The sequence below is a fragment of the Vagococcus sp. CY53-2 genome, from assembly GCF_022604695.1.
Lineage (GTDB): Bacteria > Bacillota > Bacilli > Lactobacillales > Vagococcaceae > Vagococcus.
Map to the genome: position 1 here is coordinate 1 of NZ_JALAHP010000004.1, position 23,563 is coordinate 23,563.

Consider the following 23,563-nt stretch of genomic DNA (forward strand, 5'->3'; position numbering starts at 1 on the left):
AAGGAACCGTAGCGGAAGATGGTACGTTTACTGTTAAAACCGATCGACCTTTAGAAAAAGGGGAAGAATTAACGGTGATCCCAACGACCGATGGCAAAGAAGGGACCCCAGGGACCACAACGGTGGCTGAAAAACCATTCGATAAAGACGCCCATAAACCAACCGTCAACCAACCAATAGAAGGAGAGCAAGTAGTATCCGGCAAAGGGGTTGGTGGCGATAAAATCACGATCAAAGATAAAGACAATAAGGTGATTGGAAAAGGAACCGTAGGTAAACAAAAATTACCATCTACAGGTGAATATGATAATAAATCATTATTAAGTACAGGACTATTATTATTAACGTTAGCAGGAGGATTGTTAGGGTGGAAATTGAAACGGAATAAATAAACTAAACAGCTATGAATCTATTTTTATTGATTAATGGTAATAATCAAGTTTGCTGCAATTTAAGTTGACAAGTAAAAAATAAATGGCTGTACACCAAATCATGTTGATGGACAATAATGTAGATAAAAAAGTCTCAAACATGAAATGAGATTAATTAGTGTGTTGGAAGAAAATTATTATTCTCACATTATTAAATGATTTAAATTCGTAGTATACTCGTTCCGTCTAAGTTTTTTTAAAAGTCTCTAAAATAAGGATTTAAGAATGAAAATATCATCTCTTTGTCAACTACTGTTGTTGAGAGTAATACGTTAGAATTTAAGATCTAGAAACCATTTGGTTTTCTAGATCTTTTTTGGTGATTTAAAGACAGATTATTTTAAGTAAATTGAATTTATAGTCGTAGTCGTAGCTTAAAATTATAAAAACTTCTTGAATAAGATGTTTCAACTGTATTTTTAATTTCTTCTCGATGCTTTTTAAATGTCGCCGATTGTAACATTGAGCTAGACAACTAAAAAACATCATTTGTGATACACTCAAATGGTCTTTCCACCCCAATAAAACAAAGGGAGTGATCAAAAATGACCTATACACATCTGACTACAGACGAGCTAGTTTTGATAGCATCTTATTACCATCAAGTTAAAAAGGAACATACATTGCGAAACAATTGAAACGAGCAAAACAGACTATCTATAGCGAATGGTTATAAAGAAAAAAATGACAAACAAGCCTTTAAAAGAACCATACATCAACGTCATAAGGATTATCAACTCTTTAATAATGACTTACGTCACCTTGAAGGTGACACAATTGTTGGGAAAGGGCATAAAAGTGCTGTTATCACACTCATTGAAAGGCTGTCGAAAGTGATTATTACGTTAAAACCAATAGGTAGACGAGCATAGGTATCGAAAATAGTTTAAATAATTGGTTTAAAAAGTTTCCATGCCATGTATTTAAAACAATCACATTCGATTGTGGTAAAGAGTTTTCTAATTGGAAATCAATCAGCAATCTAAATGATATTGATAGTTATTTTGCCAATCCAGGAATATCCTCACAACAAGGCTTAAATGAACACTCTAATGGCTTATTACGTAAAGATGGATTGCCTAAACAAATGGATTTCAACAAAGTTGAAGAATTTTTTATCCAATCTATCGCATTTAAAAGAAATAATATTCCTAGAAAATCATTAAATTATAAAACACTATTGGAAGTAGTATTTTTGAGTTATGTAGACAAACGATATTTTATCTAGCTTCATTAATCAATGAAAATTTTAAAAAATACCAATAAAATATCGTTAAAAAAACAATTAATCATTCTGACTAAAAACCTGCTTGTATTTCTAGTTATTTTAAATTATAAAGCTTTTTATATAAAAAAATCTCTTGTATTCACCTTAAACTACGTTGTTTTAAATAAATCATACTAAAGTACTATATATTATTTTTTTTATTTAGTGTAAGGTCTATATATATCTTTGGTTTTATTATTTAAATCTAACTTTAAGGGGAATGTATATGGCATTAGTAGTAAGTGTAAAAAATTTAAAAAAAGTATATGGAAAAAACAATGAAAAACAAACAACTGCTTTAAACGATGTAACGTTTGATGTAGAAGAAGGGGAATTCATTGGGATTATGGGAGCATCTGGTTCAGGAAAATCAACCTTATTAAACATTTTGTCCACTCTTGATAAACCAACTAACGGTGACGTAAAAATAGCTGGTGAAGACGTTATGAAACTAAGAGGAGATAAATTAGCTGATTTTAGAGGACAAAAGATTGGGTTTATTTTTCAAGATTTCAATTTATTAGAAACCATGACTGCTTCAGAAAATATTGCGATTCCTCTATCATTACAAAATTTAAAGCCTAAAATCATTAAAAATAAAATAAATACTGTAGCACATCATTTGGGAATTAGTGACATTTTAGACAAATACCCTACTGCTCTGTCTGGCGGACAAAAACAGCGTGTCGCTGCAGCGAGAGCACTAGTCACTGACCCCAGCATTTTATTAGCAGATGAGCCAACAGGTGCTTTGGATTCTAAAAGTGCAAAAGATTTGCTCGATATGATGAATGAGCTAAATTATGAGGATAATGTATCGGTTTTAATGGTAACGCATGATCCATTCTCGGCTAGCTACTGTAAACGTATTTTATTTATAAAAGATGGTGTAATACACCAAGAATTAAATCGTGAAGAAAAATCGCGCGATGAATTTTACCGAGAAATTTTAGTCTCTTTAGGTAATTTAGAGCAATAGAAAGGAAAGAAAAAACGATGATTTGGAAGTTATCTATGACAGGTATAAAGAGTCGATTACGAGATTATATGATTCTCTTTTCGGGTTTAACTATTGCCTCAGCTATTTTTTACATGTTTCAAAGTCTTGCAACAAATAAAGCTTTTTTAGAAGGAAATACCAGTATCAGTATGGCAACGATGATTTTTCAACTAGGAACTATTTTATTAACTATTATTACAATTGTATACATACTCTACGCCAATTCTTTTTTGATGACATTACGACAAAGAACGTATGCCATGCTCATGATGTTAGGTGCAAAAACTAAAAAAATTGCTCAAATAATCTTTTTAGAGACATTTATTATAGGATTATCTGCTACATTAATCGGTATTTTATTAGGCGTGTGTCTTACTTATGTTGTTAATTATTTTTTAATGAGTCAATTAGATATAGTGGTTACAGGATTTTCTCCATTTAACTTACTAGCTATTGTTTGGACACTTTCAATCTTTAGTATTTTATTTATCATAACATCACTTATTAATTCGAGTTCTGTTATGAGTAAACAAATTTTACAATTATTAAACGAACAATCAACTACGAAAAAATTAGTGAGACGTCCAATTCTCTCTATACTTGAAGCAATATTCGGATCTTTAAGTTTAGGTCTTGGATATTATATGCTGGATAATATTCAAACATATAAATTATTTTCAATTGAGGTAGCACTTGTCACTATAGTAATAGGAAGTTATTGCTTGTTTCATGCGATTGCTATTGTTGTTTTGAGTTTAATGAAAAATATTGATTCCATATCAATGAAAAAACTAACAAACTTTACACTATCACAATTAACTTTTAGAATTAGGGAATACACTCAAATTTTAACAATGGTGTCTATCTTATTTGCACTAGCGATGGGGGCTATTACCGTTGGTCTGGCATTTAGATCTCAGCCAATTAAAATAGCTAATAATAGTGAAACATATGACTTGGTATTAAATAATTCAGATAAGATAAATCAAAAACAAATAAATGATTTAGATATAAATTTTGATGCAAAATATAGTCAAAAAGAAGATTCGAATACTTTATATTATAATTCAGATGAATTTAATAAGCAGCCATTACAAGATAAAAATGTAGATAATCAAAAAATTAATGAATACACTGGAAATCAATTAAAGGAAAATCAAGATGGGATTACCATTTTAAAAAAATATATGACACCCGACCAAAGAAATAAAGAGATAAAATTTGTCTCTAATGCGGAGTTTAACATACTAAATCTACCTAAGACAAACCTAGAACTAATCAAAGTAGTTAACTTTAAAGACAGTTTGCCACAAATCAAAAAATTAGTTTTAGAAAATAATCGTAATAACCCAAGTATGAATTCGAATAATGAAATGGATAACGTATCACAAAAATATGAAACATATCAAACAATAAATTCTATCTCTGCTGGATTTCAATTTATGGGATTCTTTTTAGGATTAGCATTTTTAACGATGTTAGCAAGTTGTTTAATGTTTAAAATTTTATCATCTGCTAACACTGATAAAGCACGTTTCCAAATGTTACGTAAAATAGGAACTAGACAATCACTTCTAAAAAAAGCAGTCATACAAGAAATCGGTGTTTTATTCTTTTTACCTGGCATTTTAGGTATTATCCATGTACTGTTTGGTTTACAAATGTTCAAAGAGTTTATAAGTAATCCATACGAAGGAATTTGGATACCTTTTTCTATATTTATATTTTTATATACTATTTATTATGTATTAACCGTAGCTTTATATAGCAGTATCGTTATACCTAAAGAATTAGATGATTATTAAAAAAATATAGATCAATCAAATATATTTTATTATTAGAAAATACTACACGTTATTATGTAATATCGGTAAGAAATGGGGAGAATTCAATGAATGCTAACTATGTAGATAATCCTTTAGTTATTTTAGGAGTCTTTATATTTTTAATCGGTGTTTTTCTGTTTGTTTTTGGTAGGAAGTGGTTCCTTTTTCGTTTGTTATTGGGTGACATTTCCATGATTTCTCAGATGTTTTATGGAACTATCCTATCTATCATAGGATTAATACTCTTATATATGTCTGGAAGGTTTAATTAATTTAAAAAAATATTTTATATGAATTATAAAGGAGCGATAGTTTATGATAAAAAAAGTTATTTTAAGTATATTACTAGTAGTAATGGTATTTGTAGGATATAAAGGTTATAAATATTATGCTGAAACATATAAAAGTGAGGTTGCTTACGCCAAAGTTTCAGATAAAATTCCAGAAATAAAAGACGCAACATATCAAGATGGAAGTGTAGTTGCTGGAAGCAAAACTTACAGCTATGATTTTTATTTTGTTAAAGAAGATGGAAGTGTACAAAAAATGGAATACGATTTAACTGGAGAGAGTGATCAATTAAAACCACTAACACCTGGTTCATATGTAAAAGCTGAAATAAGTAAAAAACGTGTTACTAAAGGACCTAACGAGATATCAAAAACTAAAATCCCCAAAAATGTATTAAATAAATTACATGAATAACAAGAGTGTTAGTTAATTTTGTTTATTTGGTAGATGAAAAACCTATTATTTAATCTGAATAATAGGTTTAAATTTGTATTTACTACTGAATTTGTTATATATTACACTCATGATTTTTTAGGAGGAATTAATTTGAATAATGTTTTAAAGACTAAGAGGTTATCCATTTTTGATATTAAAATTATAGGCATTATACTGATGTTTATTGATCATATACATCAAATGTTTGTACCATTTGGTATTCCAAACTGGGTAGATTGGTTTGGAAGACCAGTAGCAACTCTGTTCTTTTTTGTAAGTGTTGTTGGTTTTTCTCATACAAAAAGTAAAAAAAGATACATGCTAAGACTTTATATTTCAATGATTTTAATGTCTTTCCTTACATTCTTTTTGGAAAAAATTGTACACTACGATCAAGTGGTTTTAATAAATAATATTTTCAGAGATTTATTTATCGGAACTTTAATGATGGCGGGGATAGATTTAATTATTTCTGGAAAGAAACATAAGAAAGTATTAAACATATTGTGTGGCTTTTTATTGATTTTGTTACCATTTATTTCTTCTATTCTAGTAAGTATTGCTTTATCTAATCCAACCATTTTACAAAATTCTAGTATCATGACACTCATTATGACGTTTGTGCCTGCAATATTTTTAGCTGAGAATGGTATTAGGGTGTTATTGATACCGTTGTTATATATTTTTAGAAACAAGCGAAACATACAAATTTTGATGATTATAATAACAGCGTTATTCTATTTATTTATGGGGTCTACACAATGGATTATGATATTTGCTATTATACCTATTATGATGTATAACGGACAAAAAGGTAAAGGGATGAAGTACTTCTTCTATATCTTCTATCCTGCACACATTGCTTTACTTTATCTAATATCTGCTTTTTTATATAATCATTAACATTTCAGTTCACGAAACTTAAACAAAATAAAGAAATTAAAAGACTGTTAGATGTATTAATATACTAGCAGTCTTTTTTGATTAAATTTAACCTTTTTATCACGTTTCGAAAAACAAAGAGTATTTGAACCTCTCATGACAGAAGTCAGGAGAGGTTCAAGAGATTCATTATCTGTAGAAAATCTAACTAATAACATTTTGTAACATAATTAGACTACTTTCTAATTTTAGTCTATTAACACAATTTAGTGTACAGCCTATTTATGTAGTACCGAAACAACCTCAAATCCTTTAATCGTTGCTGCAACAGTATAAAATGACTCACTGTTTAATCAAGAATACTTTTTTCTTTTAGTTCTTTAATTACCTTGAGTGAAGAAAATCCCATTTATCCGTCACAATATAATAGGGCTGACCATAATCTTGAATGATTTGCTTCATAAAAGTTTTAGTAGAGACTATATCGCGATGATTTCGCAACCACATATCTAGAGAGTTTCCATTTGAATCAATCGCACGATAAAGGTAATACTCCTTCCCTTTCATTTTGACATACGTCTCGTAAATTCTCCAGGAATCACTAAACCTTTTACTTCTATTTCTTTTTTTCCAAATATAATACAACAATTTACCATGTAATAAATCGTTGTTTGTTTAATTTTAATGCTGCATTTTATTTATTATAATGGAGCAATCGTGATAACTTAAAGGAAAATGGCAGTATAAGCCAATGACTTCAATAATAATTCGATAGTCGTTTTATTTTCCCTTAAAATGTTTATTCATCGTCGTTCCTCCAGTAATATTAGTTAAATTATTATATCGAAAAACAACCCTTAATTAAACTGGGTAACACAACCATCAATTGATCATCTCTATTGTCATTATCACTTAAATTACTTTCTTTTTTTTTTTAAATATAGTACAATTAATTAAACAATTACATTTCGAAAGAAGGTGAGTAGTTTGAAAACTAGTATAAAAATATTCTTGACTATTCTAATTTTGACTTTAATTATTCCTTTATTTTCTGCTGTTACTATCTCACAATATGCCGTTAGTTTACCTTTCTCTTTAATTAAAATTCAAAACTATCCATATTTTAACACCTATCTATCAAGTGTTATTTTTTGGTTAAGTATTTTTTGGATTGGTATGTCTTTGGTCTCCATAGTCGTTCTTCTTTTTATCCCTATTAAAAAGAACCAAATAAAAATTAAAGAAAGTTCTGGGTATTTATCAGTTCAAAACAAAGCAATTGATAATTTTGTATTAAATGTTTTAAAAAAGGAGTATTTTTTAAATGATCCGAAGGTAACATCTATTCTTAAAAAAAATAAAATTATCGTTAATATAGAAGCCAATATTAACGAATCCACTAATGATTTAGTTAAGAGAAAAGAAAGTATTTCAAAGACTATTGAACATAGGTTGTTTACCCTATTTGGTATAGAGGAAAATATGACAGTTCGAGTAAATTTTCAGAACTATAAATCTAGCGATTCTAATAAAAGTCGGGTTATTTAAAGGAGGGGATAACTTTGTTACAAGAACTTTTGAACGATTACAAACTTACTGTTTTATTTGGTATTATAGGGCTATTTATTAGTTTATCAATTATAATAGTTGGTTTCTTTAAAACATTATTTGTCCTAATATTCACATTACTTGGATGCTATATCGGTTTTTATTTACAATCTAAAATTTTTTAGGTTGATTAATATAATTAATACAATATAAGGAGGAATTACAATGAGTAATAAAAATGAAGACAAAAAAAGTAAAGTAACAGATACTAAAGGACAGAATCAAAATCAAACAATAAAAGGAGATTTGACGTTTGATGATAAAGTAATACAAAAAATAATAGGTATTGCTTTGGAAGAAATTGAGGGGTTATTAACTGTTGATGGCGGTTTTTTATCTAATTTAGCAGGAAAAATTGTCAATACAGATGATGTTACATCGGGTATTGATGTAGAGGTTGGTAAAGAACAAGTCGCTGTCGATTTAGATGTTGTTTGTGAATACGGTCGAAATATGAATAACATTTATGATAGCATAAAAGAAATTACTACTAGAGAAGTCAAAAAGATGACAGGTCTAAATGTTGTAGAGGTAAATGTAAATGTTGTGGATGTAAAATCCAAAGAACAATACGAAGAAGAGAATACAACAGTACAAGATAAGTTATCAGAAGCTGCAGAAAATACGAGTAATTTTGTTTCTAAAAAGACAGATAACGTAAAAGAAGCTACTTCAGATGTTAGAGATAAATTAAGCGATCAAGTATCAAATATTGAGGATAATGTTATGGGTTCAAGAGTAAAGTAGATGATTAACTTCAGCAAGTAGTAAGAATTAGAAGATAGTATAACGATATTGAATTAAGAACAGGAGGTTATTATTATGACAAATAATGGAAAAACAGATAAATTAGTTGGCAAAGCAAAAGAAACTGCTGGTGATGTTACAGACAATGAAGAATTAAAAGGTGAAGGTGTTTTAAAACAAGTTGAAGGTAAAATTACAGAAGTTGGTTCTGATATAAAAGACAAAACAGAAGAAGTTATTGGTGACGTTAAAGAAAAGTTTGATAACAAATAAATTAAAGCTAAGTAGAAGTGTCAATAAATTGATAGTATTTGTGTTGCAAAGTTAAAAAATTAGACAGACGCATCCCAAATTTGTTTAATGGGCTATGCTGCTTTAAGCAGAGCTCAATTTTATCCCACGTGAAAAGTCGAAGAGGTTAATTTCTCTTCGACTTTCTTTATATAGTGCCGAAACAACCTCAATTTCTTTAATCGTTGTGTGGCTAACTTCATTATTATAATAGAACAATCACGATAATTTAAAGGAAAATGACAGTATACGTCAACGGGCTCAATAATATTTCGATAGTTGTATGGTTTTCTCTTAAAATATTATTTCACCATCGTTCCTCCAATCATTTTAGTTAAAGTCATTATATCGAAAAATCACACTTCATTAACCTTTGCAACATAACCATATTTTTCGCTAGCCTTTGGGGTATTGACAGGGGCGTTTTTAAAATTACTAGTACAATTTAGGTATATATAATTCTAAACTTAAACTAACGGATGTAGGTAGGGAAAAGGAAATAATATCATGTTGATTAGAATAGCACACTAGGAATGACAAAAGGACAATCATCAACTTATTGCGTCTTTTGGTAGTAAAATGTCTAGTTTTACAATCTAAAATTGGATATATTAAGAAAAAAGACGTGTGTTACTTTCATTCTTAGCTGCGTGTCCATTTTACTAACTAAATTGTTGGGAGGAATGTTCGCTAACTCATTTGTAGAACGCTTCGTAAAAAAGTGACCAATGATTTTAACAGATGTTGTACAAGGAATTTGGATATTGCTATTACTGCTTTTATTCATAGATCATCCTTTAAAAAATATTCATATCAAAGTAACTATTAAAGATTCAACTTGAATCAAATGTGCAGAGCATACTAGAGAATTGAGAGGATAATAAATTAGTGGAAAGACTATGTTTTAAAATAAGTGCCCATGCATCATGAACAATTTTTAGAAATAAGTTAATTTTATGAAGGAGGGAAATTTTTATGGATTTTTACAGTGTTGATATTCTTGAAAATCAAGTAAGTATAAATAACATTATTCGATACATAGGTATGTTTTTGCTATTTGGCCTTATTATTCTTATTATTGTATTCTTAAAAAAAAGATTTGAAACAAAGTATAGAGATCTAGCAGTTATAGCTTTTTTGTCACTATTATTAATTTCTTGTATGCAATACATGGATTATTCTCAATCCTTAAATCAAAAACATCAAGTTTCTGAAGTTCTAAATTTTATTAATGTTTTATCAGAAAAGGAAAAAATTGATAAAGATAATATATACATAAATTCATATCAATTAAATGATAACACGATTATAAAATTGAATGAATCCTATTATTCGGTTGAACTAAATGCTGATAAGTCTGCATTTAGTTTGAAAAAAGTTACGTTGTTAAACGGAGAAATTATCAAAAAAAATTAGGGAGTTGAAAATAAATGAATGTGAATGGAATTGTTATTAAGTTTATTTTAGGCATTATTTGTCTTGTATTTCAGATTAATCTTATGGGAAAAAGTAACTTAGCTCCATCATCTCCAATGGATCAGATTCAAAATTATGTATTGGGGGGGATTATAGGAGGCGTTATTTATAATGAATCTGTTACAGTACTACAATTTCTAGTTGTTTTATTAATTTGGACAATACTGGTTATGATAGTTAAATATTTAAAAGAAAATTTTCATTTTATGAAAGTAATTGTTGATGGAAAGACCTCAGTACTAATTAAAGATGGGATGATTAATGTAGGTCAATGTATGAAGCAGGGAATACAGGGGCGTGAATTGATGTTAAAGTTGAGAGAAAATGGGATTAGTGACGTGTCTCAAGTTAAACGAGCAATTATAGAGCAAAATGGACAATTAACAATTACAGAATACGGTGATGAATCAACTAGATATCCTGTGATTATTGATGGACAACCTGATATGGATATACTTGAAATGATTCATAAAGATCTAGATTGGCTAAACTCAGAAGTAAATAAGGCTGGATTGAAAAATATTAATCAAATATTTGTTGGTGAATATGTTTCTGGCGAATTAAAATTTTTCCCTTATCCAACATAGATAGTATGGATGTGTTGCAAATCTAAAAACTAGATAAAATCTCGTTAATCTGTCAACCTACTTCATCAAAATACGGAAGTCAAAAGCTGTTAGCTATATTAATAGCCTAGTAGTTTGTTTTGATTAAATTTCAACTTTTGATGGTAATAAGAATCTATCAAAACTAGCTCGTCTGTAGTCAGATGTGTATAGGTCATTGTGATCACTCTCCTTGTTCACTTTGGTTGGAAATCCAATTTGAGTGTATCACAAATGATTTTTTTTAGTTGTCTAGCTTAATTTTATAATCAGCGTTTATAAAAAAATACAATAAAAAACCGTTTTAAAAACAAATCAATGCTATAAAATAAAAAATCCCTTTTTATTTTTAGCTAAGTTTAAAAGATTTTTTTGCTTTATACGATTCTGTTGCAATGTTAAAACAATAGACAGACACATTCTGATTTTGTGTAATGGTCTATGCTGTTTTAAGCAGATTTTCAATTTCCTCCCATTGAGAAATAGGCTAACTCAAAAGTAACTTTTTAATAAAAATTACTTAACTATAAAAATAAAAATCCCATGAAACCAACGTTGTAATTAACGGATTTCATGGGACTTTTTTTATTCTAATACTTTTGAGGAAGCCCCTTCTGAGTTCATTCATACTTTTCAACTACCTATAGCTAGTTGATTTTCTTATGTTTATTGTCATTAATGTAAAAACTAATTCATTAACTACCTTGTCTTTTCCTCTAACAGAGAAACGAGTGAACGGCAAATTAGTCTTCAGATTTCTAATGGCTGGTTCTATATCAATTTTTCTTTGTTTATAAAGTTTATCTGTTTTCTTTTGTGTACCATTGTTTATCTGTTGAAGCAGAAGAATCAGCCATTTTGTATATCTTTTTTCGATTTATATTAGCATAAAGAGTTCATGAATACATATTCTTGATGAAAATGGTTGCATTTTTTTGGTGAAGTCGCTATAATCAGGTTATAGATTTCTTAATAAGAAATATTATTTCCAAATAAGAAAAGGGGTAATTTGGCATGAAGATGGAAACAAGATACGGAAGCAGTCCAGAAATGATTCGTCATTTTTCAACAGAACAATTAAGAGATGAATTTTTAGTTGAAAAGTTATTTGTCCCAGGAGAAGTATTATTAACTTACACACATAATGATCGTATGATTTTTGGTGGGGTAACACCAACCAATGAAGCATTAGAAATTAAATTATCAACAGAATTAGGTGTTGATTACTTCTTAGAACGTCGTGAGTTAGGTGTCATTAATATTGGTGGACCTGGTTCTATTATTATCAATGGAACAGAAGAACCTATGAAGAAACAAGATGGTTACTATATTGGAAAAGAAACAAAACAAATTCAATTCAAATCAGATGATGCCAGCAATCCAGCTAAATTCTATTGTGTGTCAGTACCAGCACATAAAATTTATCCAAATGTGAAAATCAGCATTGATAATATCACACCGATGGAAACTGGTGAATCAACAACATTAAACAAACGTAAAATCTATCAATATATTCATCCAAACGTTTGTGAAAGCTGTCAATTACAAATGGGATACACTATTTTAGCAGAAGGTTCTTCATGGAATACAATGCCATGTCACACACATGAGCGTCGTATGGAAACTTACCTATACTTTGATATGGATCCAGATACAAAAGTTTTCCATTTTATGGGTAAACCTGATGAAACAAAACATTTAGTTATGGGAAATGAACAAGCAACCATCTCACCAAGTTGGTCAATCCATACAGGTGTGGGAACAGCAGATTATACATTTATCTGGGCAATGTGTGGCGAAAACATCACATACGGTGACATGGATATGGTCGCTATGGATGACTTAAAATAATAGGGGTGTAAGAAAATGACAAAATTTTCAATGGATTCATTTAGATTAGATGGCAAAGTGGCATTAATAACTGGTGGGATTTATGGTATTGGCTTTGGTATTGCTCAAGCGTTGCATGAAGCTGGAGCAACGATTGTCTACAATAGTATTAATGAAGAATCAGTGGCTCAAGGAGCAGAAAATTATAAAGCAGCAGGAATTGACGCTAAAGGATATGTGTTTGATGTAACGGATGAACAAGCCGTAAATGCAGCAGTTAAACAAATAGAAGAAGAGGTTGGAACAATTGATATCCTAGTAAATAATGCTGGAATCATCAAACGTATGCCAATGTTAGATATGTCAGTAGAAGACTTTAGACAAGTTATTGATATTGACTTAAATGGCCCATTTATTATGTCGAAAGCTGTGTTACCGGGCATGATTGAAAAAGGTCATGGAAAAATTATTAACATTTGCTCAATGATGAGTGAATTAGGACGTGAAACAGTTAGTGCTTATGCAGCCGCTAAAGGCGGACTAAAAATGTTAACGAAAAATATCTGTGCCGAGTTTGGTGAACATAACATTCAATGTAATGGAATTGGCCCTGGTTATATTGCAACACCTCAAACAGCTCCATTACGTGAAGAAGGTCATCCATTTAATGACTTTATTATTGCCAAAACTCCAGCTGCGCGTTGGGGAACGGTTGAAGATTTACAAGGATCAGCAGTCTTCTTAGCATCTGAAGCATCTGATTTTGTTAACGGACACATTTTATATGTAGACGGTGGAATTTTAGCGTATATAGGAAAACAACCTTAATCACGCGAGTAGCACGATTCTCGTGCTACTTTTTTATTTTAAATAGAAAGATGGTAGAGAGTAGAAAAAATGTCGTTTTATAAACAATTAAATGCAGTAGATAAATATATTTTATGGTGTTGTTTCTTTATATTTTTTGTTAATGGATTGTACTCAATGGTATTTGGTTCGATTTTACCGTTATTGAGTGACGCTTATTCAGTAAACGAAACAGTCAGTGGGATGTTGTTATCAAGTCATCAGGCTGGAAATTTGATTGCAGGTTTTGTGGCCGGAATATTACCGCTGTATTATGGCCGGAAAAAATCGATTTTGTTTTTAAGTAGTTTTGTAATTATTGGTTTTTTATTAATAATTGGTGTAGGAACACCGTGGATACTTTTATTTGCTTTTTTCTTTACCGGAATTAGTCGAGGAAGTATTTCAAATTTTAACAATAAGACGGTCAATGATATTACAGATAGTAACCCTTCAGCATTAAATTTTTTACATAGTTTATTTGCAATTGGGGCATTGTTATCGCCATTTTTAGTGATGCTATTTGGTCAGTTATTTGGGTTAAATGGATGGCGTTGGTTATTAGTCGGAATTATAGGATTGATTGTAGTCTCTCAAATGATGTTTTTTAATATGCCAATTGAAGGAGACAGCTTAGCAAAAGATCAAACAACTAAAGAAAAAGATTATACGTTTTTTAAAGATTCACTGTTTTGGAATACGATTATCATTATTTTTTTCTATCTGTGTGCAGAATCTGCTATCACAGGTTGGTTGGTGACATATTTTATTCAGTCTGATTTATTAACTATCCAACAATCTCAAATGATTTCGTCGTTATTATGGGTAGGAATTTTAATTGGTCGATTAGGTTGTGTTTTCTCAGGTAGTCGCCTGTCACGGGGAACATTGATTACTCTTATTAGTATTGGTAGTGCCATTTTTTATGGGCTATTACTTGCCAGTAACAGTATCACCATGATTTTAGTATCAGTATTAGGTTTAGGTATTTCAATGGGTGGGATTTACCCAACAGCTATGACAATAGCAGGCTCATCCATTAAAAAACATCCAATGTCACTAGGTTGGATATTAGTGATTGGTGGATTAGGTGGTATCACTATGCCAATCGTTACAGGGTATCTTGCCCAAACATTTACCATATTCTGGGGCATGGTAGCCATTATATTGGCCATTTTTATGATGTTATTAGGTGTCTTTTGGTACCAATTTGTTAATCAAAGAAAAGAGGAAATTTGATGAAAAAAGTACAAGTATTATCAAAATTACAACAATGTGGGTTAGTAGCCGTGATTCGTGGAAACTCAAAAGAAGATGGTGTTAATATTTCAAAAGCAACAGTTGCAGGTAATATTAAAGCTATTGAAGTGGCGTATACGACACCAAATGCGAGTGGTGTGATTGAAGACTTAGCACAAGAATACAAAGAAGATGATTCGGTTGTAATTGGTGCTGGTACCGTTTTAGATGTGACGACAGCTAGATTAGCTATTTTATCAGGTGCCGATTTTATCGTGAGTCCATCATTTGATGCCGATGTAGCTCAAATATGTAATTTGTATCAGATACCTTATTTACCTGGATGTATGTCTATTACTGAAATTAATACAGCATTAGCTTATGGAGTTGATATTATTAAAGTGTTTCCTGGAGATATTGTGGGACCACGCTTTATTAAAGACGTGAAAGGACCACTTCCTCATGTGAATTTAATGCCAACTGGTGGTGTGAGTTTAGATAACATGCAAGAATGGTTTGATAATGGTGTGATTGCAGTTGGAATTGGCAGCAATTTAACTAAAGGATTAACTGGAGATAATTATGACGTGGTGACTGAGAATGCTCAGACTTACGTGAGAAAACTAAATGAAATAAGAGGGAACTAGCATGGGAAAAGTTGTCACATTAGGTGAAATATTAATTCGTTATTCAACTGAGAAAGGTCAACACTTAGAAGATAGTTCACGCCTTTTTTTCCATTATGGTGGCAGTGAAGCCAATGTGAGTATTGGTCTAAGTGGGTTATCTCATGATGTGTCACTTTTGTCGGTGGTTCCCAAAAACCCATTAGGTCAAGGAGCATTACAGCATTTTCGTAAATATGGTGTGGTTACCTCAGATGTTTATTATTCTGGAGACAGACTAGGTGCTTATTTTGTTGAAGTAGGAGCAGGTCCTAGAGCAACAAGTGTGGTATATGACAGAAAGCACTCAAGTTTAGCAGAACTAAAAGAAACGATGTGGGCAGATGATACGATATTTGACGGAGTAGACTTGTTCCATGTGTCTGGTATCACACCTGCTTTAAGTGAGGATCTAGTGACTATAACATGTGATTTGATGAAACGAGCAAAAGAACGAGGGGTAACAGTTTCTTTTGACAGCAATTATCGTGCAAAATTATGGTCGTTAGAAAAAGCATCAGATGTTTATAAAAAAATCTTACCATTTGTTGATATTTTTTCTGCAGGTAAATTAGATGCCATTAATCTACTCGGTGTCACACCGCTTGAGAACGCAGCTTCAACTGTCGATGAATTGACTTATTATAGTCAAAAAATGCAAGAGATGTATCCAAATATTTCAGTGATTTATTCGACAACACGTGACGTGGTATCAACTGATGAAAACTATCTTCAAGGTAATTTGTGGCACGATGGTCAGCTGTATCAATCAAGAAATTTCCATATACCATATATTGTTGACCGAATTGGTGGGGGAGATGCATTTTCTTCTGGTATGTTACATGGGTTACTCACACAAGATGACCCACAACACAGTATAGAGTTGGCTACGGGTATGTCTGTATTAAAGCATACTTATTCAGGAGATTCGCTATATATTTCAAAAGACGAAGTCGAGCAGTTTATCAATAGTGATTCAAGTAAAATAAATCGTTAATCGAAAGGATGAGAACATGTTAACTTTATCGTTAAAAAATAAAGAAACAATAAAACAAGAACGTTCTAGAGAAGGTGAGACGTACTTAGTTTTTAAGAATTATCCCTATCAATTAGGAGATTATTTTGAGTTGACTTTAAGTGAGCCAAATCAACTAGTGTGGGTACAGATGGATGCAGCAATTGAGCCTAGTTTGATTTATGTAGAGGGTACCACGTGGCGCTATCAAGTGATTTTAGATGAAAAGTTAGGTTTAGCTTATTCGCCAAACGTGTTTAAAGGAACCAGACATTTTGTTAAAGCCTGGTTACCGACAATAGATGAAATTAACGCCTACAGAAATTTAGCTAAAAATTCGCACGATCAGAAAGATGATTCAAAAGGCTATCCTCATGCCTATGCAAATGTTGAAACACGAAATGATTCAACTTTCTTTGCTAGAAATGCGATTGATGGCATAGTTGCTAATGAAAATCATGGGTCATATCCGTACCAGTCATGGGGCATCAATCAACGTGTCGACGCTCAAATTACCATTGATTTTGCGCGTGAAGTATTAATTGATAAAGTAGCACTTGTGTTACGTGGAGATTATCCACATGATAGTTACTGGACACGTGTGACTTTAGAGTTATCGACAGGGGATGAGTATGTGCTTGAAACAACGAATGCTCTTGATCGTCAGTTCTTTGACATTCCATCAACTGCTGTGACGAGTGTGACATTAAAAAATCTCATCAAACATGAGGATGACTCACCGTTTCCAGCGTTAACACAAATTGAAGTATTTGGAAAAGAATATAGTCAAGAGTTTGATTTGTAATTTACAAATAGATTGAGATGAACTATAATTTTTTTACCTAATGTTATATCCGCAAGATAACCATCTTGTGGATTTTTTCACTAGAAAGTCAGAGTATAGGATGATAGGGATGAATAAAGTAAATTATTTACTGCTTTTAGAACAAGGATTTGAATTAGTCGATATATTAAATGAAGAATCATGTGACTTTGCAACAACTCATCATATATCTGAGGTGACCGGAAAGAAAACAAATATTGTCAATCACCACTTAAATAATTTATTTAAAGAAGGTGAATTAATCAAAATTAATTCTAAACCAGTCTATTATTTACCAAAACAATTGGTCTCAGATTTTTTAAATCAAGAATTATCCAAATCTGTTTATGACTCTTTTGAGGAATTATTGGCAGATAAAACCGACGTATTTGATCAGTTGATTGGCAGTCAAAGTAGTTTGAATCATGTGATTAAGCAAGGGAAAATTGCTTTAAGTTATCCACCAAAAGGAATGCCGTTTCTTTTAACTGGGCCAACAGGTTCTGGGAAAACATATTTAGTTAAGCGCTTTTATGATTATGCAAAACAAATGGATTTATTAGATGACACAGCCCCATTAATTACGTTTAACTGTGCAGAATATGCAGATAATCCAGAATTATTATCTTCTAAATTATTTGGACACAAAAAGGGAAGTTTCACAGGGGCCGATGAGGATAGTAAGGGACTATTAGCATTAGCTGATAAAGGTGTGTTATTCATAGATGAAGTCCATCGTTTAACACCAGAAAATCAAGAGAAATTATTTTATTTTATTGATGAGGGAAAATACAAGCCAGTAGGAGAAAATGAAACATGGTCACATGCAGATGTGAGATTAATGTTTGCGACAACTGAAACATTGGATGATTACTTGCTTGATACATTCACAAGACGTATTCCGATAGTAGCGAAAGTACCGTCACTAGAAAGTCGTGGTATTAGAGAAAAACGTGAATTCTTGTATCATTTTTTTAGACAAGAAGCTTTGTTACTGAAAAAAGATATTTTAATTGAAGATGCCCTGTTTCATTTTTTATTAGCTTATAAATTTGTTGGAAACGTAGGAGAATTACAAAATTTAATCCGTTACATTTGTGGTAATGCCTTTGTTCGTCAAGGGTTAGGGGAAGAATTAACGGTTTCGATTAGTGATTTACCTGATAATATGAAAAAAGAAGCGTTTCGAGCAATTGATTTAACGCCAAAAGATAAAATAAAAATCACACCGACTGGGACGGTAATTGACCCAAGTTATCGATCGATTGCGACGTTTTTTGATGTGTTATATGGAGAGCTTGATAGCATTGGTAAGCAATATTTGAGAGAAGAACTTAACTCGCATTACTGGATTAATGTGTCGTTTGAAAAAATAGAGGAACAGTTTAAATCAATTAATAACCGAGTGTTGATAGACAAGCCATTAAAAATCAAGTTAGTCTCCATGATTGATGAGGTTTGTCGTGTGATGTATGAAACGCATCAAATCGAAGTATTGCCAGAAACACGTGACATTTTATTATTATTTATCGAGCTGTTGTTAGCTAGAGAATCAGACAGTGAGTATGCAGTCGATAGAGCAAAACAGTACAATCAATTGTTTAAAGAAAAGCTAGAGTATGTTACGAATACCGTTGATTTATTTGTTTATTTGTTTAAAGAGATGTCAAATATCGGCCATATTGAATTAAATGAGTGGGACTATTTGATTTTAAATATGATTTTTACTTATTATCGTCGTTTGAAACATAAAGAACAAATCAATGGTGTGATAATTTGCCATGGAAAAAGCACGGCATCTAGTCTAGCGGAAACAACGAACGCTATGATTGGTCAAAAGGTGTATCAAGGAATTGATATGTCATTAGATGTGAGTTTTAATGAGATTATCGTGAAGCTGCAACGTTATCTTTCCTTGCATGAAACAGCCAATGGCACGATTATATTGATTGATATTGGTCATACACAAGACTTAAAAGAAGCGCTCGAGCATCGTGTGGACGGATCAATTGTGATTATCAACAATGTCTCAACTCAACTAGCGCTAGATGTTGGTTTTAGAATTGTGAATAATGAACATATTGAAATGATTGGAAAAGAATCTTCTCGTCAGCATTTTTCAACTTATTCTATGTTCCAACCGGATAAGAAAAAAGTCCCAGCGTTAATTATTTCGTGCCAATCAGGTATGGGGACAGCCAAGAAATTACAAGAAGTCATTTCTGAAAATTTACCTAAAAATACGCCAATTCAACTTGTTTTATCCGATTATGCACATCTGAAAAAAATGAAAACCAATACTACGATGTTTAATCGTTATGATATTATTGGCATTTTAGGCACAGCTGATCCACAAGTTGACGGTGTGAAATATATTGGGATTGATGATGTGGTATCTGAAGATGGGTACAAGCATTTGGCAACCATATTTGAGCGTTATTTAGACCCACTGGACATTCAATATTTGAATAATGGTGTCATGAAGACCTTGTCATTAGAGAATTTGGTTACAATGTTAAGTATTTTAAATCCAGAAAAAACCATTGAGTTAATTTCAGAGATGATTGATTATTGGGAACAAGCTTTTGATATAAAAATTCCCAATAATTTGAAGACAGCGTTATATATTCATATCAGTTGTATGATTGAGCGTGTGATTACTAGAGAGTATGTTCAAAACACTTTAATGGATGAAGAAGAGTTTAGTAAAAATCACTCCTATTTTATAAATGTTATTAAACAAGGGTTGGAAAAGTTTGAGTCAGTCTATCATGTCTCGGTTGATTTAGGGGAAATATCCTACTTGCATCAATTGTTTCAAGCAAATCTAATTGGATTTACTTTTTAATAAAGTAAATCCAATTTTTTTGGTTATACATCCAATTTATCGTTTTTAAAACGTTATAAATAAAGCGTTTTAAAAAGTTGGCACGTGACTTGCTTTATATAAAGTGAGACTAATAAAGGAGAGAAGTGGCGATGATAAAAGAAGATTTATTAAATGCACAACGTTATTATGGATCAGGATTACTATCTAAAAAAGACATTACCGATGCACTGGATCATGCAGTGGCTTTAGTAGATGAGAATATTAAAAAATTTGGTGAGACGTATCCAAGTCCTGCTACTAAAAATGGTTTTTATGAGAAAATGAAAAACATTGAGTGGACAAATGGCTTTTGGACTGGAATGTTATGGCTGGCTTATGAATACACCGGTGATGAAAAATATCGTCAATTAGCTGACAAACATGTCACAGATTTTTTACATCGTATTGAAGAAAAAATAGAAGTTGACCATCATGATTTAGGGTTTCTTTACATCCCGTCTTGTGTGAGCGCATACAAATTAACAGGAAATGAAGAGGCTAAAAAAGCTAGCATTTTAGCAGCAGACCAACTGATTTCTAGATACCAAGAAAAAGGTGAATTCATTCAAGCTTGGGGCGAGTTAGGTGCAGAAGATAATTACCGTTTAATCGTTGATTGCATGTTAAACATCCCACTTCTTTACTGGGCATCAGAAGAAACGGGAGATATGACGTATTCAGATATTGCGGACAAGCACTATCAAACAACATTAAAAACAGCGATTCGAGAAAATGCTTCAAGTTTCCATACATTCTACTTCGACCCTAAAACAGGTGAACCATTAAAAGGCGTGACTCGTCAAGGGTATTCAGACGATTCAAGTTGGGCACGAGGACAGGCATGGATTGTGTATGGTATGGCACTTCAATATTATCAAACACACAATGATTACATTGTAGAAGATTTTAAAGCTGTTACAAACTATTTATTAAATCGTTTACCAGAGGATTTAGTTCCATATTGGGATTTAATCTTTACTGATGGCAGTGGTCAATCAAGAGATTCATCATCTGGAGCGATTGCGGTATGTGGTATGAATGAGATGTTGAAATATTTACCAGAGTCAGATGAATTGGCAATGACGTATCGTTACGCTTCTCACGCTATATTAGGTAGTTTGATTAAGAACTACACGTACACTGATTTAGCAAAAGAAAATGGGTTATTAACTCATGGTGTTTACTCATGGCATTCAGGAAAAGGTGTGGATGAGGCAAATATCTGGGGAGATTATTTCTACATGGAAGCACTTCTTCGTTTTTATAAAGATTGGACATTATACTGGTAGGAGGAAAAAACAATGACAGAACCAAATATTAAAATGGTGAGAATTGACGAACGCTTGATTCATGGACAAGGACAATTATGGATTAATTCACTTGGAGCAAACTTAGTAATTGTAGCCAATGATGAGGTATCAACAAGTAGTATTCAACAAACATTAATGAAATCACTAATTTCAAAATCAATTGGGATGCGTTTTTTCAGCATAGAAGAAACATGTGACAAAATCCATAAAGCATCACCTAAACAATCGATTTTCCTAGTAGCTAAAAATCCTAAAGATGTTTTACGTTTAGTTGAAGGAGGCGTGCCAATCAAAGAATTAAACGTTGGAAACATTCACTTTACAGAAGGTAAAAAACAATTAACTAATTACATTTCACTTGGTGAAGAGGATTTAGCTGCCTTGAAAACATTACACAATGAACACGGGATACATTTCAATACACAAACAACACCAATGGGCGGCGACGCTGGTGGTGGATTAGATCTAAACAAATACGTTGAAGAAAATTAATCGTTGGAGGTAAAATAAATGGATGCAACATTCGTACAGGCATTATTAGTAGGGTTATTTGTTTCATTTTGTTTAATCGGTCAGTTAATTGGTATTTATACTAACCGTGCAATCTTTTTATCATTTGGTGTCGGACTTATTTTAGGTGATGTTCAAACGGGGTTATTAATGGGAGCGACAGCTGAATTAGCCTTTATGGGATTTGGTGTTGGGGCTGGAGGAACTGTTCCACCTAACCCAATCGGACCAGGTGTTGTTGGGACTATTATGGCAATTGCTTTAAAAGACACAGGAATGGACGTGCCAACAGCATTGTCTTTATCATTCCCATTTGCTGTGATGATTCAATTTGTGATTACATTTATCTATTCATTAAATGCCGGATCACTTTCTTGGGCAACAAAATCTATCCAAGAAGGAAATTACAAATCATTTAAATTAACATCAAACTTAACATTTATCGGTTTTGGAGTATTTGGATTTATCATTGGTTTAGTTGCAACAATGAGTATTGAAGTATTACGTGCTTTTGTTAACATTATTCCTCAAGCACTTATTTCAGGATTATCTGTTGCAGGTGGCTTGTTACCAGCTATTGGTTTTGCGATGATTTTAAACGTTATGGTGAAAAAAGAATTCATTCCAGCTATTTTATTAGGTTATGTATGTATTTCTTATTTAGCAATGCCAGTTATTGGGTTAGCATTTGCCGGCGCAATTCTTGCATTAAACAACTTCTATAACAAAGGCAATGGACAAGCAGACGAACAAGAGGAGGTAATCGAAGATGGCATCTAACCAACAACCAGTATTAACGAAAAAAGATTATTTTAAAGCAAGTTTACGTTCATATGTGTTACAAAATGGATTTAACTATGGAAATTATCAAGGAACAGGATATGCTAATATTCTTTTCCCTTCTCTTAGAAAAATTTACAAAGATGACGAAGAAAAATTAAAAGACGTTACCATTTCTAACTTAGAGTTTTATAACACAAACCCTCAGTTAGTTCCATTTATTACAAGCATGCAATTAGCCATGTATGATAGTGGACAAAATGAAGAAGACACACGTGCCATTAAGTTTGCGTTGATGGGACCTTTATCAGGGATTGGGGATTCATTATCTCAATTTGGTTTAGCACCATTATTCTCAACCATTGCAGCAGGTATGGCATTAGATGGCTTAATAGCTGGTCCTATCTTCTTCATCGTGTGTATGTTTGGTATCACATTTGGTTTACGTATGTTGATGGGTTACTTAGGTTATAAACTAGGAACAAATGTCATTGATACATTGAGTGAAAAAATGGCAAGTATCGCAAAAATTGCGACAACAATTGGTGTAACGGTTATCTCAGGATTATCTGTATCATTTGTTAAAGCTAATTTAGCACTTGAATATGTGACAAAAGTTGAAGGTAAAGATCAAGTAGTGGCTCTTCAAACAGTGTTTGATAAAATTGCACCAAATCTTTTACCAGTTTTAGTTACAGCAGGGGTATATGTCTTAATCAGAAAATACAAATGGTCAACATACCGTTTGATTGCATTGCTTATTGTATTAGGTATCGCTTTATCAATGCTAGGAATCTTAAAATAGTAGGGTGGAATA

Annotated in this window: 23 protein-coding genes and 2 pseudogenes; 23 read left to right on the forward strand and 2 right to left on the reverse strand. The window is 31.8% G+C overall.

Annotated elements, in window-relative coordinates; genetic code table 11:
- The 6 genes and pseudogenes from MN581_RS07295 to MN581_RS07320 form a co-directional block, all read left to right on the forward strand.
- On the forward strand, window positions 1-392 hold a 392-nt coding region (locus MN581_RS07295), incomplete at its 5' end, for an LPXTG cell wall anchor domain-containing protein (RefSeq protein ID WP_241699522.1).
- 704 nt (window positions 393-1,096) lie between these two features.
- A pseudogene (locus MN581_RS07300) lies at window positions 1,097-1,659 on the forward strand (IS30 family transposase); the annotation flags it as partial.
- 265 nt (window positions 1,660-1,924) lie between these two features.
- The gene (locus MN581_RS07305) at window positions 1,925-2,677 is read left to right on the forward strand and encodes an ABC transporter ATP-binding protein (protein WP_117973691.1); all 753 of its coding nucleotides are present in this window, start codon (window positions 1,925-1,927) and stop codon (window positions 2,675-2,677) included.
- Between the two features lie 17 nt (window positions 2,678-2,694).
- Entirely contained in the window at window positions 2,695-4,503 is a 1,809-nt protein-coding gene (locus MN581_RS07310; RefSeq protein ID WP_241699523.1) for an FtsX-like permease family protein, read from the forward strand.
- Between the two features lie 336 nt (window positions 4,504-4,839).
- On the forward strand, window positions 4,840-5,229 hold the full coding sequence (locus MN581_RS07315) for a DUF1093 domain-containing protein (RefSeq protein WP_241699524.1): 390 nt from the start codon (window positions 4,840-4,842) through the stop codon (window positions 5,227-5,229).
- A 132-nt stretch (window positions 5,230-5,361) separates the two neighbouring features.
- A complete protein-coding gene (locus MN581_RS07320; protein ID WP_256463828.1) occupies window positions 5,362-6,153 on the forward strand; it encodes a TraX family protein in 792 nt (263 codons plus the stop codon).
- A gap of 334 nt (window positions 6,154-6,487) precedes the next feature.
- Here MN581_RS07320 and MN581_RS07325 read toward each other — a convergent pair.
- Window positions 6,488-6,900 (reverse strand): annotated as a pseudogene (locus tag MN581_RS07325) (DDE-type integrase/transposase/recombinase); the annotation flags it as partial.
- Window positions 6,901-7,119: 219 nt separating this feature from the next.
- On the opposite strand from MN581_RS07325, the gene amaP reads away from it, so the two are divergent.
- The 6 genes from amaP (at window position 7,120) to MN581_RS07355 (ending at window position 10,841) form a co-directional block, all read left to right on the forward strand.
- On the forward strand, window positions 7,120-7,680 hold the full coding sequence (amaP, locus tag MN581_RS07330; protein ID WP_241699525.1) for an alkaline shock response membrane anchor protein AmaP: 561 nt from the start codon (window positions 7,120-7,122) through the stop codon (window positions 7,678-7,680).
- Window positions 7,681-7,709: 29 nt separating this feature from the next.
- Window positions 7,710-7,865 (forward strand): DUF2273 domain-containing protein, encoded by a 156-nt coding sequence (locus tag MN581_RS07335; RefSeq protein WP_233519206.1) that lies wholly within the window; start codon window positions 7,710-7,712, stop codon window positions 7,863-7,865.
- A gap of 40 nt (window positions 7,866-7,905) precedes the next feature.
- Window positions 7,906-8,487, forward strand: coding sequence for an Asp23/Gls24 family envelope stress response protein (locus tag MN581_RS07340; protein ID WP_241699526.1), 582 nt, complete (start codon window positions 7,906-7,908; stop codon window positions 8,485-8,487).
- A gap of 75 nt (window positions 8,488-8,562) precedes the next feature.
- Window positions 8,563-8,760: a CsbD family protein gene (locus tag MN581_RS07345; protein WP_241699527.1), complete on the forward strand. Its 198-nt coding sequence runs from the start codon at window positions 8,563-8,565 to the stop codon at window positions 8,758-8,760.
- 993 nt (window positions 8,761-9,753) lie between these two features.
- Window positions 9,754-10,194 (forward strand): DUF3290 family protein, encoded by a 441-nt coding sequence (locus MN581_RS07350; protein WP_241699528.1) that lies wholly within the window; start codon window positions 9,754-9,756, stop codon window positions 10,192-10,194.
- A gap of 14 nt (window positions 10,195-10,208) precedes the next feature.
- Entirely contained in the window at window positions 10,209-10,841 is a 633-nt protein-coding gene (locus MN581_RS07355) for a DUF421 domain-containing protein (protein WP_241699529.1), read from the forward strand.
- A 655-nt stretch (window positions 10,842-11,496) separates the two neighbouring features.
- Here the strand turns inward: MN581_RS07355 and MN581_RS07360 are convergent.
- Complete coding sequence (locus MN581_RS07360; RefSeq protein WP_347247405.1) at window positions 11,497-11,736, reverse strand: transposase; 240 nt, start codon at window positions 11,734-11,736, stop codon at window positions 11,497-11,499.
- A gap of 143 nt (window positions 11,737-11,879) precedes the next feature.
- Between MN581_RS07360 and kduI the strand changes: the two genes are divergently transcribed.
- The 11 genes from kduI (at window position 11,880) to MN581_RS07415 (ending at window position 23,551) form a co-directional block, all read left to right on the forward strand.
- The gene (gene kduI, locus MN581_RS07365) at window positions 11,880-12,710 is read left to right on the forward strand and encodes a 5-dehydro-4-deoxy-D-glucuronate isomerase (protein WP_117973702.1); all 831 of its coding nucleotides are present in this window, start codon (window positions 11,880-11,882) and stop codon (window positions 12,708-12,710) included.
- A gap of 15 nt (window positions 12,711-12,725) precedes the next feature.
- A complete protein-coding gene (locus MN581_RS07370) occupies window positions 12,726-13,517 on the forward strand; it encodes a gluconate 5-dehydrogenase (RefSeq protein WP_117973674.1) in 792 nt (263 codons plus the stop codon).
- 69 nt (window positions 13,518-13,586) lie between these two features.
- Window positions 13,587-14,774: an MFS transporter gene (locus MN581_RS07375; RefSeq protein ID WP_241699530.1), complete on the forward strand. Its 1,188-nt coding sequence runs from the start codon at window positions 13,587-13,589 to the stop codon at window positions 14,772-14,774.
- Complete coding sequence (locus tag MN581_RS07380; RefSeq protein ID WP_241699531.1) at window positions 14,774-15,421, forward strand: bifunctional 4-hydroxy-2-oxoglutarate aldolase/2-dehydro-3-deoxy-phosphogluconate aldolase; 648 nt, start codon at window positions 14,774-14,776, stop codon at window positions 15,419-15,421. Before MN581_RS07375 ends, MN581_RS07380 begins: the two co-directional genes overlap by 1 nt.
- Before the next feature lies 1 nt (window position 15,422).
- Window positions 15,423-16,436 carry a sugar kinase gene (locus MN581_RS07385; RefSeq protein ID WP_241699532.1) on the forward strand — a complete coding sequence of 338 codons (1,014 nt, stop codon included), beginning with the start codon at window positions 15,423-15,425 and terminating at the stop codon, window positions 16,434-16,436.
- 16 nt (window positions 16,437-16,452) lie between these two features.
- The gene (locus tag MN581_RS07390; protein WP_117973666.1) at window positions 16,453-17,259 is read left to right on the forward strand and encodes a hypothetical protein; all 807 of its coding nucleotides are present in this window, start codon (window positions 16,453-16,455) and stop codon (window positions 17,257-17,259) included.
- Window positions 17,260-17,368: 109 nt separating this feature from the next.
- Window positions 17,369-20,125, forward strand: a complete 2,757-nt coding sequence (locus MN581_RS07395; protein ID WP_241699533.1) for a sigma 54-interacting transcriptional regulator — start codon at window positions 17,369-17,371, stop codon at window positions 20,123-20,125.
- A gap of 131 nt (window positions 20,126-20,256) precedes the next feature.
- Complete coding sequence (locus MN581_RS07400; RefSeq protein ID WP_117973662.1) at window positions 20,257-21,435, forward strand: glycoside hydrolase family 88 protein; 1,179 nt, start codon at window positions 20,257-20,259, stop codon at window positions 21,433-21,435.
- A gap of 12 nt (window positions 21,436-21,447) precedes the next feature.
- Window positions 21,448-21,948 (forward strand): PTS sugar transporter subunit IIB, encoded by a 501-nt coding sequence (locus MN581_RS07405; RefSeq protein ID WP_117973661.1) that lies wholly within the window; start codon window positions 21,448-21,450, stop codon window positions 21,946-21,948.
- A gap of 18 nt (window positions 21,949-21,966) precedes the next feature.
- Window positions 21,967-22,746, forward strand: coding sequence for a PTS sugar transporter subunit IIC (locus tag MN581_RS07410; RefSeq protein ID WP_079346282.1), 780 nt, complete (start codon window positions 21,967-21,969; stop codon window positions 22,744-22,746).
- Window positions 22,736-23,551, forward strand: a complete 816-nt coding sequence (locus MN581_RS07415; protein ID WP_079346280.1) for a PTS system mannose/fructose/sorbose family transporter subunit IID — start codon at window positions 22,736-22,738, stop codon at window positions 23,549-23,551. Before MN581_RS07410 ends, MN581_RS07415 begins: the two co-directional genes overlap by 11 nt.
- Window positions 23,552-23,563: the final 12 nt, after the last annotated feature.